Origin of the sequence: Cryobacterium sp. M15 (assembly GCF_002929675.1) — a bacterium.
Taxonomy (GTDB): Bacteria; Actinomycetota; Actinomycetes; order Actinomycetales; family Microbacteriaceae; genus Cryobacterium; species Cryobacterium lyxosi.
The window spans coordinates 25,890-41,546 of sequence record NZ_PJJW01000036.1; the positions used below are offsets into that span (position 1 = coordinate 25,890).

14 protein-coding genes are annotated in these 15,657 nt (G+C 64.2%); 9 read left to right on the forward strand and 5 right to left on the reverse strand.

Annotated elements, in window-relative coordinates; translation table 11 throughout:
• Window positions 1-160: 160 nt before the first annotated feature.
• The gene (locus CXY83_RS07655) at window positions 161-1,144 is read left to right on the forward strand and encodes a hypothetical protein (protein WP_158251859.1); all 984 of its coding nucleotides are present in this window, start codon (window positions 161-163) and stop codon (window positions 1,142-1,144) included.
• Window positions 1,145-1,152: 8 nt separating this feature from the next.
• On the opposite strand, the gene CXY83_RS07660 is transcribed toward CXY83_RS07655, so the two are convergent.
• Window positions 1,153-1,941 (reverse strand): NUDIX hydrolase, encoded by a 789-nt coding sequence (locus CXY83_RS07660; protein WP_104196787.1) that lies wholly within the window; start codon window positions 1,939-1,941, stop codon window positions 1,153-1,155.
• Between the two features lie 155 nt (window positions 1,942-2,096).
• Between CXY83_RS07660 and CXY83_RS07665 the strand changes: the two genes are divergently transcribed.
• The 8 genes from CXY83_RS07665 to CXY83_RS07700 all read left to right on the forward strand — a co-directional run bounded on the left by CXY83_RS07665 (window position 2,097) and on the right by CXY83_RS07700 (window position 11,253).
• Window positions 2,097-3,152 (forward strand): 2,3-butanediol dehydrogenase, encoded by a 1,056-nt coding sequence (locus tag CXY83_RS07665; RefSeq protein WP_104196788.1) that lies wholly within the window; start codon window positions 2,097-2,099, stop codon window positions 3,150-3,152.
• A gap of 65 nt (window positions 3,153-3,217) precedes the next feature.
• Window positions 3,218-3,985 (forward strand): MBL fold metallo-hydrolase, encoded by a 768-nt coding sequence (locus tag CXY83_RS07670; protein ID WP_104196789.1) that lies wholly within the window; start codon window positions 3,218-3,220, stop codon window positions 3,983-3,985.
• A gap of 546 nt (window positions 3,986-4,531) precedes the next feature.
• Window positions 4,532-5,488: a hypothetical protein gene (locus CXY83_RS07675; protein ID WP_104196790.1), complete on the forward strand. Its 957-nt coding sequence runs from the start codon at window positions 4,532-4,534 to the stop codon at window positions 5,486-5,488.
• Complete coding sequence (locus CXY83_RS07680; RefSeq protein WP_233200688.1) at window positions 5,489-7,060, forward strand: hypothetical protein; 1,572 nt, start codon at window positions 5,489-5,491, stop codon at window positions 7,058-7,060.
• On the forward strand, window positions 7,057-7,737 hold the full coding sequence (locus CXY83_RS07685; RefSeq protein WP_104196791.1) for an ABC transporter ATP-binding protein: 681 nt from the start codon (window positions 7,057-7,059) through the stop codon (window positions 7,735-7,737). The genes CXY83_RS07680 and CXY83_RS07685 overlap by 4 nt, the downstream gene beginning before the upstream one ends.
• Window positions 7,734-9,065 (forward strand): ABC transporter permease, encoded by a 1,332-nt coding sequence (locus tag CXY83_RS07690; protein WP_104196792.1) that lies wholly within the window; start codon window positions 7,734-7,736, stop codon window positions 9,063-9,065. Before CXY83_RS07685 ends, CXY83_RS07690 begins: the two co-directional genes overlap by 4 nt.
• Window positions 9,066-9,136: 71 nt before the next feature.
• Window positions 9,137-10,612 carry an MFS transporter gene (locus CXY83_RS07695; RefSeq protein ID WP_104196793.1) on the forward strand — a complete coding sequence of 492 codons (1,476 nt, stop codon included), beginning with the start codon at window positions 9,137-9,139 and terminating at the stop codon, window positions 10,610-10,612.
• A gap of 143 nt (window positions 10,613-10,755) precedes the next feature.
• Entirely contained in the window at window positions 10,756-11,253 is a 498-nt protein-coding gene (locus CXY83_RS07700) for a universal stress protein (protein WP_104196794.1), read from the forward strand.
• Window positions 11,254-11,452: 199 nt separating this feature from the next.
• On the opposite strand, the gene nrdF is transcribed toward CXY83_RS07700, so the two are convergent.
• The 4 genes from nrdF to nrdH form a co-directional block, all read right to left on the reverse strand.
• Complete coding sequence (nrdF, locus tag CXY83_RS07705) at window positions 11,453-12,427, reverse strand: class 1b ribonucleoside-diphosphate reductase subunit beta (RefSeq protein ID WP_104196795.1); 975 nt, start codon at window positions 12,425-12,427, stop codon at window positions 11,453-11,455.
• Between the two features lie 73 nt (window positions 12,428-12,500).
• Window positions 12,501-14,624 (reverse strand): class 1b ribonucleoside-diphosphate reductase subunit alpha, encoded by a 2,124-nt coding sequence (nrdE, locus tag CXY83_RS07710; RefSeq protein WP_104196796.1) that lies wholly within the window; start codon window positions 14,622-14,624, stop codon window positions 12,501-12,503.
• Window positions 14,625-14,635: 11 nt separating this feature from the next.
• Window positions 14,636-15,040 (reverse strand): class Ib ribonucleoside-diphosphate reductase assembly flavoprotein NrdI, encoded by a 405-nt coding sequence (nrdI, locus tag CXY83_RS07715; RefSeq protein WP_104127790.1) that lies wholly within the window; start codon window positions 15,038-15,040, stop codon window positions 14,636-14,638.
• Window positions 15,041-15,102: 62 nt separating this feature from the next.
• Complete coding sequence (gene nrdH / locus CXY83_RS07720; protein ID WP_104127791.1) at window positions 15,103-15,336, reverse strand: glutaredoxin-like protein NrdH; 234 nt, start codon at window positions 15,334-15,336, stop codon at window positions 15,103-15,105.
• Window positions 15,337-15,657: the final 321 nt, after the last annotated feature.

Sequence of the window (15,657 nt, forward strand, 5' to 3'; positions counted from 1 at the left end):
GCGGAGGCCACCGAAGCCGCTGGGCGAGCTCGCGGCACTCGTTGAAGACGGTGGCACCCCTAGCAACAAGTGCCCGCTTCTCGGCGGAGTGCCGCGACGAACGAGCGTTCACATCTCGCAGGCCTGCTGCGAACCGGCCGAGGCCGGTTAGGGTTTCGGTATGAGCACTTTCGCGCTGCCCCGTCGTCACCTGCGCATTCTGGCGACCGGCATGGCCCTCATCGGGCTTGCAGCGACGCTCATCGCACTGCCGCCGGCATCGGTCGCCGCCGCACCGCTGTCGCCCGCCACGGCTGACCCGACGGACTCGACGGACCCGGCTGACCCGGCTGACCCGACGGACCCGGCTGACCCGACGGACCCGGTAACCACCGACCCCGCTGTGTTCGACCCCGGTCTCATCATCAGCGACTTCAACTTCTTCAACCCGGACGCCCTCACCCAGAGCGGCATCCAGGATTTTCTCGAACAGCGTTCCTGCCGGCCGAGCGACAGCGTGCCCTGCCTCTGGGAGTTTCGCGAAACGACGACCAGCCAGCCAGCCCAGGGCGATGGGCACTGCCAGCCCTACATCGGCGCCGAGAACGAAACGGCCGCCCGGATCATCGCGAAGATCGCGGCGGCCTGCACGGTCAGCCCCAAGGTCTTGCTGGTGTTGCTGCAGAAGGAACAATCCCTGCTGACCCGACCGAGCGCATCCGGTTATCTGCGCGCCACCGGCTACGGCTGCCCGGATACCGCAGACTGTGACGCCCAATATTTCGGTTTCTTCAACCAGGTCTACAACGCGGCCTGGCAGTTTCGGCAGTACACCCAGGAGCCCGACCGGGCGTTCAAAATCGGCAGTGTTGACGTGGGCTTCAACCCCAACGCCGAATGCGGGGCCTCCACCGTCGGCGTCAAGAACCAGGCCACCGCCAACCTGTATAACTACACGCCCTATCAGCCCAACGCGGTTGCCGTCGCGAATGCCGGCGACGAGGGTGACGGATGCTCGACCTACGGCAACCTCAATTTCTGGCTGTTCTATAACGACTGGTTCGGGGATTCGACCCTCGAACCGTTCTCGGTGATGTTCGACGACTGCCTCAACTTCGTCGGCGGCCAGGACTGTGCGCCCGTGTCGCTCCTGCCCGACGTCTAGGCTGCCGGCTAGCTCACGCTGTACACCCACGGTACCTGGCCGACTTCCAGGCGGTGACGACCGCCGGCCTGCTCGGCGAGCGCGTCATCGGCGTAGGCGACATCCCCCGCCCAGAACAGCGCCGACCCCCGCTCGCTCGTACCGAGCCGGGTTTCGTAGTGTGCCAGGGCGCGCCTTCGGGCACGCGCCATGATCTCGGCCACCGACCCGTCACCTTGCAGCCCGTGCAGGGTGACCCAGGTCGGAGCCACGAGGGTCATTAGAGCGGATGCGTGCCGCTCCAGCGCCTCGGCCGGCCGCAGCCAGGTGTAATCGATCACCTCATCCTCGGCGAGCACGATGGTGCCGGGCGGCGCGGGCGTGAGGTAGAACCAGGTACGTAGTCGCTTCGGGGCGCTGCGCGGAGGCACCCACACCGCCGTCGCGATCAGCGCCTCGGGCACGACTTCGAGCCCGGTCTCTTCCCGCACCTCACGCACGGCAGCCCGACGGGCGGCGAGCTGTTCGAAGGCCTCCGCCTTCGCAGCCGGGCCAAGCCCGTCGGGTAGCCCCACCGAGCCGCGGTCGACCGCCTTCTCCCCCGCACTGGCGGGGCCAGCCGGCGCCGCCTCATCCGCTGCCCGCCGGTCGCCCGGGTCGACGCCGCCGCCGGGAAACACCCACGCACCGGCGAAAGACCCTCGGTGACGGGGGCGTTCGAGCAGCAGCACCTCGGGCCCGGTGGCACTGTCACGCAGCAAGACCACCGTGGCAGCGACTCCGATACGTGCTGGCACTGGCTCGGTGTCTCGCGTCATCGCTGGTCCTTCGGGTGTCGAGTCGGGCAGGCTTTTTCCACCCTAACGCCGGGCCTTCACCGCTACCCGGCGAGTAGGCTGCAAACACGCCGAAGAGTATCGCCGGTGCCACGAGGGTATTGTCGCTGTTTCGGTGCAAGGAGTAGTGAGGCATCATGAAAGCAGCGCGTTTTCACGGCCCAGCAGACATCCGCATCGAGGACATCCCCGCACCCGAACTTCGACCAGGAGCCGTCACCATCGACGTGGCCTGGTGCGGAATCTGCGGAACAGACCTGCACGAATACCTCGACGGGCCGATCTTCATTCCGGCCGAGGGACATCCCCACCCGCTCTCCCACGAAGAGGAGCCAGTCACGCTCGGCCACGAATTCTCCGGCACCATCAGCGCGCTTGGCGAGGGAGTGACCGACCTCGCAGTCGGAGACAACGTCGTGGTCGAACCCTACTTCGTCTGCAATGAATGCGCTCCCTGCCTGGCTGGCAACTACCACCTGTGCACGAAGATGGGTTTCATCGGGCTGGCCGGTGGAGGTGGAGGACTCAGCGAGCAGGTCGTCGTCGACCGCCGCTGGGTACACGCCATCGGCGATATCCCCCTCGACGAAGCCGCGTTGATCGAACCACTCTCGGTGGCACACCACGCCTTCGTGCGCAGTGGGGCCAAAGCCGGCGATGTTGCCCTCATCGGCGGCGCCGGCCCGATCGGCCTGCTCGTCGCCGCCGTACTCAAGGCCAAGGGCCTGACGGTGATCATGTCCGAACTCAGCGAGGCACGCAAGGAGAAGGCGCGGGGCACCGGCGTGGCCGATCACGTGCTCGATCCGAGTAAGGAAGACGTCGTCGCTCGGGTGCGGGAACTCACCGGGGGCAACGGCGCCGACGTCTGCTTCGAATGCACGAGCGTGAACGTTGTCCTGGACCAGCTGTTCGACGCTGTTCGACCCGCCGGCGTCATCGTCAACGTGTCGATCTGGGGTAAGCCGGCCAGCATCGACATGCAGAAGCTCGTGCTCAAAGAGATCGACCTGCGTGGAACGATCGCCTACGTGCGCGACCACCCGGCGACCATCAAGCTCGTGCAAGACGGCCGGGTCAAGCTGGCGCCGTTCATCACCGGTCGCATCGCACTCGATGACCTCATCACGCAGGGCTTCGACACCCTCATCAATCACAACGAGACCGCGGTCAAGATCATCGTTCACCCCTGACCAGTGCCGAATGGTGGCGTCTCGAGCCTCGGGGCGCCGCCACTTGCGGCAGTAAGCTGCCAGCTATGCCCGACGACATCATGCGCACGAGTCCGCTCACCCGCAGCCTGCTCGCGCCAAATGCCGGTCCGATGACGCTCGACGGCACCAACAGCTACCTCATCAAGGCGCCCGACGCGCACACGATCGTCGTCGTCGACCCGGGGCCGCTGCATGAGGGACACCTCGCAACCCTTGCCGCCTCCGGCCGGGTCGAACTCGTACTGATCACACACCGGCACGCCGATCACACGGCGGCAAGCGTTCGATTCGCCGAGCTCACGGGTGCCCCGGTGCGGGCCTTCGATCCGGCCTTCTGCGTGAATGGCGACCCGCTGGGCGACGGGGAGCTGATTGCGGCCGCCGGCACCAGCATCCGCATTCTGGCCATGCCGGGACACACCGACGACTCAGTCTGCCTGCACCTGCCCGGCGACGGCGCCACCGGCTCCGTCCTGACCGGCGACACCATCCTCGGCCGCGGAACGTCGATCATAGACGGCGCCCTCGCCGACTACTTAGCCTCGCTCGAGGCTCTGCGCGTGCTCGGGCCGGCCATCGTGCTGCCCGCGCACGGCCCGGTGCTGCCCGACCTCGCGGCCATCTGCTCGGCCTACCTCGCGCACCGCCACGAGCGTCTCGACCAGGTGCGCGCCGCGCTCGAGGCCCTGGGTTCGGCGGCGACCGTGGCCCAGGTCACCGATCTGGTCTACTCGCAAACGGATGCCGCGGTGCGGTTCGCCGCCGAGGCATCCGTTCGGGCGCAGCTGGCCTACCTGCACGCCGCGCGCTGACCGAGCTCGCGACGCTACCTGCCGGGCTTCTTGTTTTCCAGGGCGCGGGCCGCCAGGGCGCGGGCCCTGGCACCGGCAGTGTCTGCTGCAGCGCTGAACCGGGCATTTTTAATCCCCGAGCTGGCCGTTCGGGCAACCTTGTTGCTCTGTTTAGGGTTTTGAGCCATGGTGCATTTTCCAATCACGTGAAACCGGGAGGTGACTCCTTAGTGAACCCTATCCGCACCTCACACCCCGTCCCACGCCATAACTCCTGCAATCTGTCTCGACGATATTTAACTCTCCCGTCATTACGCGGATCTGATCATCACGGGTGAGAAATTGCAGGAGTTATGCGCGCAGCCCTTACAGTTCCCCTGCCGTCTTCCGCTCGAGCACCGGCCCGAGCCGACAAGTTGCATACAAAACAGACCAAGCAGTATGGTTTTTGTGGCGCTGCATTTTGGCGTCTACCCCAGCCGTTCTCGCGGTGCGCTAGCGTCTGGGGAGATCGGGGGCGGCGATCGGTTATTGGCGCAGCCCAGACAATGCTCAAAGGGGAACTTCATGCGCCATCGCTCACTGCTCACGGCCATCGCCGCCGCCGCTCTTTTGTCGCTGACGCTCGCGGGGTGCAGCGGTGAGAAGGCGGCCGAGAAGCTCGATCCGGCCGAGGGCCCGCTGGCGAAGTACATGTCGGGGATCTATGCGGGTTTCGATGAAGACTCGGTGATCGCTCAGCAGAACGAGCAAGAGGAACTCGTCGCTGCGTGCATGTCTGACGAAGGCTTCGACTACACGCCCGCCGACGCTGCGCAGTACAGCGGCATGATGGGCGACAGCGGCGAGGAGTACGGCACCGAGAAGTGGGTGGCTGAAAACGGATACGGCATGAGCCAGTCCCCGGAGCAGCTGGCCGCGCAGGAAGAGGAGAGCGAGGCCTACGTCGATCCGAACCAGGACTACCTGGCGTCACTCTCCGCGGGCGAGCAAACCGCATATAACGAAGCACTCAACGGCCCACAGCCCTCAGAAGAAGAGATCGCCGACGGTTCCTACGTGGACAGCTACGAAGCTAAGGGCTGCTACGGCGCAGCCTTTCAGGAAATCAACGGGGACCAGCCGTCACCAGAAGATCACGCTGCGGTCTACGACGCGATGAGCACCCTGTACCAAGACCTGCAGAAGTCCCCCGCGATCGTGAAGCTCGACGCTGAGTGGGCGGCCTGCATGGCCGATACCGGGTATGGGACCTTCGCGAAGAAGGCTGACGCACAGGAGTCGATCATGGACGCGCAAAACGCGCTCTATGAAGACGAGGCGGGCACCACCCCCGACGAGAAGGTCCTCGCGGATCTGCGCGAGCAGGAACTTGCGCTGGCGATGGCCGACTTCACCTGCGCCGAAGATGTGGACTACACCGAAGCAACAACCAAGGTGCAGTTCGAGCTGGAAGAACAATTCATCACGGACCACAAGTCCGAGCTCGACGCGCTCATCGCGGACTACGAGCAAGGCAAGTAGGTGTCACGCCTGTTCGGGCGACGAGCAGCGACAGAGCCAGATGCGACCGAGGTGATCGACCTCGACGCTGTCGCGCCGCCCACCCGCTCAGGCAGTCAGGGCTGGCGCCGCCTGTTCGCCGGCAATCGGGTGATCTGGGTCATGGCCACCGTCGCCATCGTCGCGCTCGTGGTCGGCCTCGGGCTGGGCCAGCTGATCGTCTCGCCCGGGCAGGCTGCAGCGGATGCCGATGCTCCCGCCGGCGGCCTCATCACGGTCCCCATCGAGAACCGGCAACTGGCCAACGACGTCACCATGCGCGGCGACGCCACCTACGCCGATTCGGTGGAGGTCTCGATCGAAACCGGCGAACTCGCCGGGGCGCCCATCGTCACCGGGCAGGTGCCCGAAGTCGCCGCCATCTTCGACACCGCCTCGATCGCGCTCGAGGTCACCGGCCGTCCGGTGATCGTATTGCCCGGCGACCTGCCGGTCTACCGCACCCTGCGCGTCGGCGTCTCCGGCCCCGACGTGCTGCAGTTCAAGCAGGGCTTGAACGCCGCCGGAATCGATGCCGGCGCGCTTGACTCCGACGTGTTCGATGCGCAAACGGCGAACGCGGTCACCGCGCTTTACGCCAAGGTCGGCTACCCAGCGCCCTCCGGCGGCGGCGACGTCGCGATCGCGGTGAGCGGCGCCGAAGCCGGAGTCACGAGCGCGCAGGCATCCGTCGACAGCGCCAACGGCGCCCTCACCACGGTGCAGGGCGCCGCGTCGAACGTCGACGTGGTCGAGCAGGGCAACCTCGTGCGGAGCGCAGAGCGGGCGCTTGCCCTGGCCAGGACCGAGGGAACCCCCAACGAGATAGCGGATGCCGAGGAGTCCGTCACCCTGGCCGTCGCCCGCCGGGCCCAGGCTCTCGCGCCACGCGACGCGAGCGCTGAACAAGCCGCCGTCACCGCGGCCAAGGCCGAACTGACCCGTGCAAACGAGACCCTGAGCGACGCCCGTGACGGCGCGCTCGCGTACCTGCCGGCCGGCGAAGTACTCTACCTACCCGGCCTCCCCCGCCGGGTCGACGAGATCAGCGTCAAACGCGGATCGAGTATCACCGGACCCGTCATGCGGGTCTCCGGCGCGACGCTCGTGATCTCCGGCTCGGCGACCGCGAGCGATGCAGCACTGCTCGAAGTCGGCGCCCCGGCCACTCTCGCCATGCCCGATGGTGACCAGCCCGCAACGATCACCTCCGTGCTCCCCGCCGAACCGGCCACTGGTGAGACCGCGAGCGGCCGCTTCACCGTATTGTTCGCTCCCGACGCTCTCACTGACGAGCAGATCCAGGCCGTGCAGGGCAGCAACGTGCGTGTGCGCGTGCCGGTCAGTTCAACCGAGGGCGACGTACTCGCCGTTCCGCTCGCCGCACTGACCGCGGGGCCTGGCGGCGAATCCCGCGTTGAATTCGCTCCCGGCGGCTCCGCCGACACGGTGCTGGTCGAGGTCACGACCGGGCTTGCCGCCGAAGGTTTCGTGGAGATCACCGCCGTCGACGGCTCGTTGGGCGTCGGAGATCTCGTCGTGGTGGGCCGGTGATCGCGGCCCCGGTCGTCGAACTGGTCAACGTCACCCGGTCTTTTCCCGGCCCACCCGAGGTGCAGGCGCTCAAATCGGTCAACCTGCGGGTGGAACGCGGCGACTACCTGTCCATCGTCGGCCCGAGCGGATCGGGCAAGTCAACGATGCTCAACCTGCTCGGCCTCCTCGACCGGCCGAGCGTCGGCGAATATCACCTCGACGGCACCTCGACGAGCCTGCTCGATGAGAAGCAGCGCGCCATCGTGCGCGGCGGCACCATCGGCTTCGTCTTTCAGGCGTTCCACCTGCTGCCGCACCGCACAGTGCTCGACAATGTGCTGCTCGCCACGCTCTACAGCGGCGTGCCGCGCGCCGAGCGCGAGGACCGCGCCCGAGCCGCCCTCGACCGCGTGAAACTCAATCACCGCCTCGATTTTCTGCCTGGCACCCTCTCCGGCGGTGAACGCCAGCGCGTGGCCGTAGCACGCGCTGTCGTCGCTTCCCCCGAACTGCTGCTCGCCGACGAACCGACCGGTAACCTCGACGAGGCCACCGGCGGTGAGGTCATGGACCTGTTCGAAGAGCTGCACGCCGACGGCCTCACCCTCATCGTCATCACCCACGACCAGGCCGTGAGCGATCGGGCCGAACGCCGCGTGCGCATCACCGACGGTCGCCTGAGTGAGCTGTCATGAAGGTCTTCGTCAAGCGGATGCTGCGCCGTTCCCGCGCCGCAGCGGCCCCTGATGCTGAGCTGACGGCATCCGCTGAACTGACGCCCAGCATCGTTCCGGTCGTTCGTCGCGCCGACCGGTTCTCGGTGCAGGACCTGATGGTCGAGGCGAGCTACGGCGTGGGCGCCCGCCCAAGCCGACTCGTGATGACGACCCTCGGCACCGTGCTCGGCATCGCCTCACTCGTGGTCACCATTGGGTTCGCGCAGACCGCCGCCGGGCAGATTTCCAACCAGTTCGACGCCGTCTCGGCGACCCAGGTCATGATCGAACCGGCCTCGACCCGCAATTCGAGCGGTAATGAACAGGCCACCGGGCGGCTACCGTGGGATGCCCCGGAGCGAGTCAATCGCCTCGCCGGGGTGGAACGCGCGGGCCTCGTGGCCGAGATCGACGTCGACGGCCAGCTCGTGACATCCGTTCCCGTCAACGACCCCTCGGCCGCGCAAACCCTGAGCCCCGCCGTCATCGCCACCTCGCCGGGCCTGCTCGCCGCAGTGCGCGGGCAGGTCGTCACCGGGCGCTACTTCGACGTCGGCCACGACGAGCGCGCCGACCGGGTCGTCGTGCTCGGCGCTCGAGCCGCCGAAACGCTCAGCATCAACCGGGTCGACTCGCAGCCGTCGATCTTCATCGGCGAGGTTCCGTACACGGTCATCGGCATCATCGACGGCGTCGAGCGCCGCGCCAACCTGCTCGACGCCGTCATTGTGCCGCTCGGCACCGCGCGCGTCGACTTCGGACTCACCGCCCCGACCGAACTGCACGTCAAGATCGATGTCGGCGCCGGCACGCTCGTGGCCCGGCAGGCACCGATTGCGCTCGACCCGAACTCACCCGAGAACTTCACTGTGCAGGCACCCGCCGCCGCTTCGTCGCTGCAAGACAATATCCAGGCCGACATCAACATCGTCTTTCTCACGCTCGGCATTCTCGCCCTGCTCGCCGGCGGTCTCGGCATCGCCAACGTCACCCTGCTCTCGGTGATGGAACGGGTCGGCGAGATCGGCCTGCGCCGGGCGCTCGGCGCGACCAAGCGCGACATCGCACGGCAGTTCATCGTCGAGTCGGCCGTGATCGGTCTGCTCGGCGGCCTGATCGGCTCGGCGCTCGGGGTGCTCGCGGTCGTCGTCGTGTCGCTGCTGCAGGGCTGGACACCCATACTCGACCCGTTCGTCGCCGTCGGCGCCGCGCTGCTCGGAATCGTCGTGGGGTTGGCCGCCGGTGCCTATCCCGCCGTGCGCGCCTCCAACATCGAGCCGATCACGGCCCTGCGCGGTGGCACCTAGGGGCCAGCCACGGCAGTCCGCGTGCCGAAGACCGTACTGGCCTGTGACCCGGGATCTAGAATCAATGGACCATGCCGAAGACCACTCCTCCCGCCTCCGAGCATGCCGACAGGTCGAAGCGGCAAGCCTTCTGGGTGTGCGTGGGAGTTGCTTCGCTGACAATCCTCGACCTGTCCAAGATCAATGTCGGCTTGCCGGCCATGGAGCAGTCGCTCGGCGGCGGTACCACCGAACTCCAGCTCATCGTCGCTGGTTACGCACTCGCCTTCGGGCTCGCGCTGGTACCGTCCGGTCGGCTGGGCGACATCCATTCCCGGCGACTCATGTTCATTGTCGGTCTCTGCGCTTTCACCGCCGCGAGCATCCTGTGCGCGCTCGCGCCTACGATCGAATTTTTGATAGTGGCGCGTATCGCGCAGGGAATTGCTGCGGGAATTCAGATGCCGCAGGTACTCGGGCTGATCCAACAGCTGTACCAGGGCGCGGCACGAGGACGCGCCTTCGGCTTGTTTGGAGCGGTCATCGGAGTTTCGACGGCCTTCGGACCGACCCTCGGTGGCCTTCTGATCGCCGTCGGCGGTCCCGATAACGGCTGGCGCCTGTCGTTTTGGATGAACGTGCCGCTGGGTCTTCTGGCACTCTTCTTCGCGATGCGAGTGATTCCGAAACGCCAGAGCCATGAGCGAGAACGCACGGGACTCGACCTCGTCGGCATCCTGTTGCTGGGAATTGCCACTCTCGGCCTCATGCTTCCGTTCGTGCTGACGACCGGCGCCCCAACGGATGACCCCCGCCGCTGGTTCTGGCTGATCGTGTTCGGTCTGTCCAGCGCCGCCTTCTTCTGGTGGGAACGGCGCTACCAGCACAGGGGCAAGTCACCCGTTGTGAATTTCGGGCTCTTTCGTACGGCGTCCTATCGCAACGGGATACTGATCACTACGGCCTATTTTGCGGCAATTCCGCCGTACTTTCTGCTGGTCACCCTTTTTTTGCAACAGGGCCTTGGGCTTGAGCCCGTCTTCGCCGGAATGGTGAGCATCTCGTTTGCCCTCACCTCCGCTGTGACGTCGTGGATCGGCGGTCGCCTGGTCTTCCGTTGGGGCCGCCAGCTCGTCGCTCTCGGCCTGGTCACCGTCATGATCGGCTTTGTGCTCGTTCTCTTGGCGGGATTATTCGCCTCGGTCGGCCTCGCACCGTGGCTGATCGCCGCTGCCATGACGATGACCGGCGCCGGTGGTGGCCTCGTCATTTCGCCGAACCAGACGCTCATCCTGAGCGAAGTTCCCATCACTCAGGGCGGCGTCGCCGGGTCGATGGCCCAGGTAGGCCAGCGGGTGGGAACGGCCATCGGAGTCGCGGCGATAATCTCGACCTTCTACGCAACGTTGTACGCGGAGGCGAGCCAGCCTGACCGCGTGCAGGTGTTTCGTGACGGCTTCCTCAACGGAATCCTGGTCGCGCTGGTACTCATCGCCGTTGCCCTGGTGTTCGCCCTAGTCGACCTGTTCGAACACCGAACGAAGACGTCTGCCCTGCCGATCGCCTGAACGCGACATTTCTTCGCCGATGAACGAAAATCTCCGCCTCGGTTTACGGCGAATCGGGGCGCAATCTGCCATGCTGGCCGTGACCCGAGGTACGACAGGGGATCCCGTCCGTCTGCCGGGCGCCGGAGACAAGGGAGTGCAGCATGAGCCAGTACGTGATTGTTGGGGTGGTACCAGGGCAGCCGGATACCGTCGTAGAGCAGGCGGCCGCGTTCGCGGCGCGTTTCAACGCGGAACTGGTGTGCGCATCCGTGGACGCCGGCCAGCACCAGGTCTACGACCTGGGCTACGGCACGATGACGAGTTTGCCACTCACAGGCGACTCGCCCGAACGTGCGGAGGAGACATTCGACCCGGAGCTCACGGCACGCCTGGCTGTACTCCTCGACGGACGCGGTCTCCCCTGGAGCACCCGGGCCTTGGCCGGCAATCCGGCCCGGGCCCTCGGCGACCTGGCCAACACGCTCAACGCGGCGATGATCGTGGTCGGAACCAGGGAGGCGACGTTGCGGGCCAGCCTGCAGGAGTTCATCAACGGTTCGGTGGCAGCGCAACTGGCGCACCGTCAGCATCGCCCGGTGGTGGTGATTCCGCTCGCCCCGATTCCGTCTGATCAGGCCCTGCCCTGGGACCCCGCCTGATCGCGGCACACGGTGTTGGCAACACCGCAGTTTCAACGGATGCTTCGAGCCCGCTGGAGTGACAACCGCGGCAATCCTTACTCGCGGCGCGAAGGCTGCCTGACCCACCACCGATTCACGAAAGACCAGGCGTCGTGCCAACCGGCCTGTTCACAGAAGGGCGGATGCCACAGCATCCGCCCTTCTCGAAATTCGAGGCCTAGAAGTCCCAGTCGTCGTCTTCCGTAACGACAGCCTTGCCGATGACATACGACGATCCCGAGCCCGAGAAGAAGTCGTGGTTCTCGTCGCCGTTCGGTGAGAGGGCGGAGAGAATCGCCGGGTTCACGTCGCAGACATCCTTCGGGAAGATCGCCTCGTAGCCGAGGTTCATCAGAGCCTTGTTGGCGTTGTAGTGCAGAAACTTCTTGACGTCTTCGGTCAGGCCGACCTCGTCGTACAGGTCCTGCGTGTACTGCACCTCGTTCTCGTACAGCTCGAACACGAGGTTGAAGGCGTAGTCCTTGATCTCATCGCGACGCTCCTGCGTGGCGTTTTCGAGACCCTTCTGAAACTTGTAGCCGATGTAGTAGCCGTGCACCGCTTCATCCCGAATGATCAAACGGATGAGGTCGGCCGTGTTGGTCAGGCGCGCCCGGCTGGAGAAGTACATCGGCAGGTAGAAGCCCGAGTAGAACAGGAACGACTCGAGCAGAACCGAGGCGACCTTACGCTTGAGCGGATCGTCGCCCTGGTAATAATCCATCACGATCGAGGCCTTGCGCTGCAGGTACTCGTTCTCGGTCGACCAGCGGAACGCCTCGTCGATCTCCTTGGTGGAAGCGAGCGTCGAGAAGATCGACGAGTAGCTCTTGGCGTGCACCGACTCCATGAACGCGATGTTCGTGTAGACAGCCTCTTCGTGCGGGGTGATGGCATCCGGAATCAACGACACGGCGCCGACGGTGCCCTGGATCGTGTCGAGCAGGGTCAGCCCGGCGAACACGCGCATGGTGAGCTGCTGCTCGACCGGCGTGAGCTGGTTCCACGACTGGATGTCGTTGCTGAGCGGAATCTTCTCCGGCAGCCAGAAGTTGTTGGTCAGCCGGTTCCAGACCTCGACGTCTTTCTCGTCTTCGATCTTGTTCCAGTTGATCGCATCAACGTGCGACACCAGTTTGAGCTTGTCAATCATGGGTTCCTCCGGGAGCCGTACCACTACAGTCAGTCAGAAATTTACAGTGAGCTCACTCGAGCGCTTGATGTGCTCAGAGTGCGCAGGACACGCAACCCTCAATTTCCGTACCCTCGAGGGCCATCTGCCGCAGACGGATGTAGTAGATCGTCTTGATGCCCTTTTTCCAAGCATAGATCTGGGCGCGGTTGATGTCGCGGGTGGTCGCGGTGTCCTTGAAGAACAGGGTCAACGAGAGGCCCTGGTCTACGTGCTGCGTCGCCGCCGCGTACACGTCGATGATCTTCTCGTAGCCGATTTCGTAAGCATCCTGGTAGTACTCGGTGTTGTCGTTCGTCATGAACGGCGCCGGGTAGTACACGCGGCCCAACTTGCCTTCCTTGCGAATCTCGATCTTCGCCGCGATCGGGTGGATCGACGCGGTCGAGTTGTTGATGTACGAGATCGACCCGGTGGGCGGCACGGCCTGCAGGTTCTGGTTGTAGATACCGTGCTTGACAACGGATGCCTTCAGCTCGGCCCAGTCGGCCTGCGTCGGAATCGACACCCCGGCCTGGGAGAAGAGTTCGGCGCCGCGAGCGGTCGCCGGCTCCCACACCTGGTCGGTGTACTTGTCGAAGAACACCCCGGAGGCATAGGTGGAGTTTTCGAAGCCCTCAAAAGCGCGGCCGCGCTCGATGGCGATGGCGTTGGAGGCACGCAGGGCGTGGAACAACACCGTGTAGAAGTAGATGTTGGTGAAGTCGATGCTCTCTTCACTGCCGTAGTAGACGCGCTCACGGGCGAGGTAGCCGTGCATGTTCATCTGGCCGAGGCCGATGGCGTGCGAGCGGTCATTTCCGTCTTCAATCGACCGAACCGAGCTGATGTGGCTCTGCTCCGATACCGCGTTGAGGCCGCGAATGGCAGCATCGACGGTGCGGCCGAGGTCGCCGGAATCCATGGCCAAGGCAATGTTCATCGACCCCAGGTTGCAGGAGATGTCCTTACCGATCTCGTTGTAGGAGAGGTCCTCGTTGTAGGTCGTCGGGGTGTTCACCTGCAAAATCTCGGAGCACAGGTTCGACATGTTGATGCGGCCCTCGATCGGGTTCGCCGCGTTCACCGTGTCTTCAAACATGATGTACGGGTAGCCCGACTCGAACTGAATCTCGGCAAGGGTCTGGAAGAACTCGCGCGCCTTCATCTTGGACTTCTTGATGCGGGGGTTGTCGACCATCTCGTGGTACTTCTCGCTCACCGAGATATCGGCGAAGGGCACGCCGTAGACGCGTTCCACGTCGTAGGGCGAGAAGAGATACATCCAGTCGTCATTCTTGGCCAGCTCGAAGGTGATGTCGGGAATGACGACACCGAGCGAGAGGGTCTTGATGCGAATCTTCTCGTCAGCGTTCTCCCGCTTGGTGTCGAGAAAACGCATGATGTCGGGGTGGTGCGCGTGCAGGTAGACAGCGCCGGCGCCCTGGCGGGCACCGAGCTGGTTGGCGTAGCTGAAAGAGTCTTCGAGCAGCTTCATCACGGGAATGATGCCGCTGGACTGGTTCTCGATCTGCTTGATCGGTGCGCCGGCTTCGCGAATGTTGGAGAGCAGCAGGGCTACGCCGCCGCCACGCTTGGAGAGCTGCAGCGAGGAGTTGATGCCACGCGAGATCGATTCCATGTTGTCTTCGATGCGCAGCAAAAAGCACGAGACGAGTTCGCCGCGCTGGGCCTTGCCGGAGTTCAAAAAGGTCGGGGTTGCCGGCTGGAAGCGGCCGGCGATGATCTCTTCGACCAGGGCGACGGCAAGCTTCTCATCACCGGATGCGAGACCGAGTGCGGTCATGACTACCCGGTCTTCGAAACGCTCGAGGTACCGCTTACCGTCGAAGGTCTTCAGCGTGTACGAGGTGTAGTACTTGAACGCGCCGAGGAAGCTCTGAAAGCGGAACTTCTTCGAGTAGGCCAAATCGTTCAGGCTTGTGATGAACTCGAAGGAGTACTGGTCGAGCACGGCCTGCTCGTAGTATTCCTTCTCGACCAGGTAGTCGAGGCGCTCGCGCAGCGAGTGGAAGAACACCGTGTTCTGGTTGACGTGCTGCAGGAAGAACTCGCGGGCGGCCTCGCGGTCCTTGTCGAACTGGATCTCCCCGTTCGGGCCGTACAGGTTGAGCATCGCGTTGAGCGAGTGATAGTCCATGGCCGACGGTGCGTCCATGGGCGTGACTTTCACGGCTGTTGTTTCCAAAATTCTTCCAATCCGTCATGAACGATGCGCACATCATCCGGTGTTCCAAATACTTCAAAGCGATAGAGGTACGGCACCTTGCACTTCGCGGCGATGATGTCGCCGGCCAGGCAATAGGCGGTACCGAAATTCATATTGCCGGCGCCGATGACGCCGCGGATCAACGACCGATTGGTCTTATTGTTCAAAAACTTGATGACCTGCTTGGGCACCGCCCCGCCCGCACTGCCGCCTCCATAGGTGGGTACGCAGAGCACGTACGGCTCCGTGGCTATGAGCGGCTCTTCACGCGTATGCAGAGGTATGCGCGCTGCCTTCCGACCGAGTTTCTCGACGAACCGGCGCGTGTTACCCGAGGTGCTCGAGAAATACACGATGTCAGTCATCTGTTGTGGCGATTCCGATCGGCGAGACTTTCGGGTGGGTGGGGCGTGCTGGTTGAGGTGAACTACGCGAGGCGAGCAGCGAGTGCGTTGATCTTGTCGGGGCGAAAGCCCGACCAGTGCTCTTCGTCGGTGATCACGACGGGAGCCTGCAGGTAACCCAAAGCCTTGACGGCCTCCAGAGCGTTTTCGTCGACCGAGAGGTCGAGCACCTCGTACTCGATGCCCTTGTTGTCGAGGGCACGGTACGTGGCCGCGCACTGTACGCAGGAGGGCTTCGTGTAAACGGTGATTGCCATGGTTATGGCCTTTCTTCTTGGCTGGTAAAGTCTAATTCTGTTCGACATACTTCGCAAGTATGTTCGATAAAACTCCTTGATCACCGGCAAGAAACCTGTCAAGGAACGTCGTGCAAAGTGAGCAAGTGTACTGTCTGGCGGTAGCGCCTGACTAGAGTTTCAATACTACATCTAGTGATGGCCACACTCAATAGCCACTACATGCAGTAATTACAATTGTGTAGTTATCCACCGACATTCCACATTTTGTTCACAGTCCCCCCACTCCGATTCGCCCGAATCCCGCGGAATCCGACGCAGTTATCCACAGGCAACACTCGC

Excerpts from the sequence above, each read along its gene's own strand:
- CXY83_RS07655 (WP_158251859.1), top strand. The coding sequence starts at position 161 with ATGAGCACTTTCGCGCTGCCCCGTCGTCACCTGCGCATTCTGGCGACC.
- CXY83_RS07660 (WP_104196787.1), bottom strand. The coding sequence starts at position 1,941 with ATGACGCGAGACACCGAGCCAGTGCCAGCACGTATCGGAGTCGCTGCC.
- CXY83_RS07665 (WP_104196788.1), top strand. The coding sequence starts at position 2,097 with ATGAAAGCAGCGCGTTTTCACGGCCCAGCAGACATCCGCATCGAGGAC.
- CXY83_RS07670 (WP_104196789.1), top strand. The coding sequence starts at position 3,218 with ATGCCCGACGACATCATGCGCACGAGTCCGCTCACCCGCAGCCTGCTC.
- CXY83_RS07675 (WP_104196790.1), top strand. The coding sequence starts at position 4,532 with ATGCGCCATCGCTCACTGCTCACGGCCATCGCCGCCGCCGCTCTTTTG.
- CXY83_RS07690 (WP_104196792.1), top strand. The coding sequence starts at position 7,734 with ATGAAGGTCTTCGTCAAGCGGATGCTGCGCCGTTCCCGCGCCGCAGCG.
- CXY83_RS07695 (WP_104196793.1), top strand. The coding sequence starts at position 9,137 with ATGCCGAAGACCACTCCTCCCGCCTCCGAGCATGCCGACAGGTCGAAG.
- CXY83_RS07700 (WP_104196794.1), top strand. The coding sequence starts at position 10,756 with ATGAGCCAGTACGTGATTGTTGGGGTGGTACCAGGGCAGCCGGATACC.
- nrdF (WP_104196795.1), bottom strand. The coding sequence starts at position 12,427 with ATGATTGACAAGCTCAAACTGGTGTCGCACGTTGATGCGATCAACTGG.
- nrdE (WP_104196796.1), bottom strand. The coding sequence starts at position 14,624 with ATGGACGCACCGTCGGCCATGGACTATCACTCGCTCAACGCGATGCTC.
- nrdI (WP_104127790.1), bottom strand. The coding sequence starts at position 15,040 with ATGACTGACATCGTGTATTTCTCGAGCACCTCGGGTAACACGCGCCGG.
- nrdH (WP_104127791.1), bottom strand. The coding sequence starts at position 15,336 with ATGGCAATCACCGTTTACACGAAGCCCTCCTGCGTACAGTGCGCGGCC.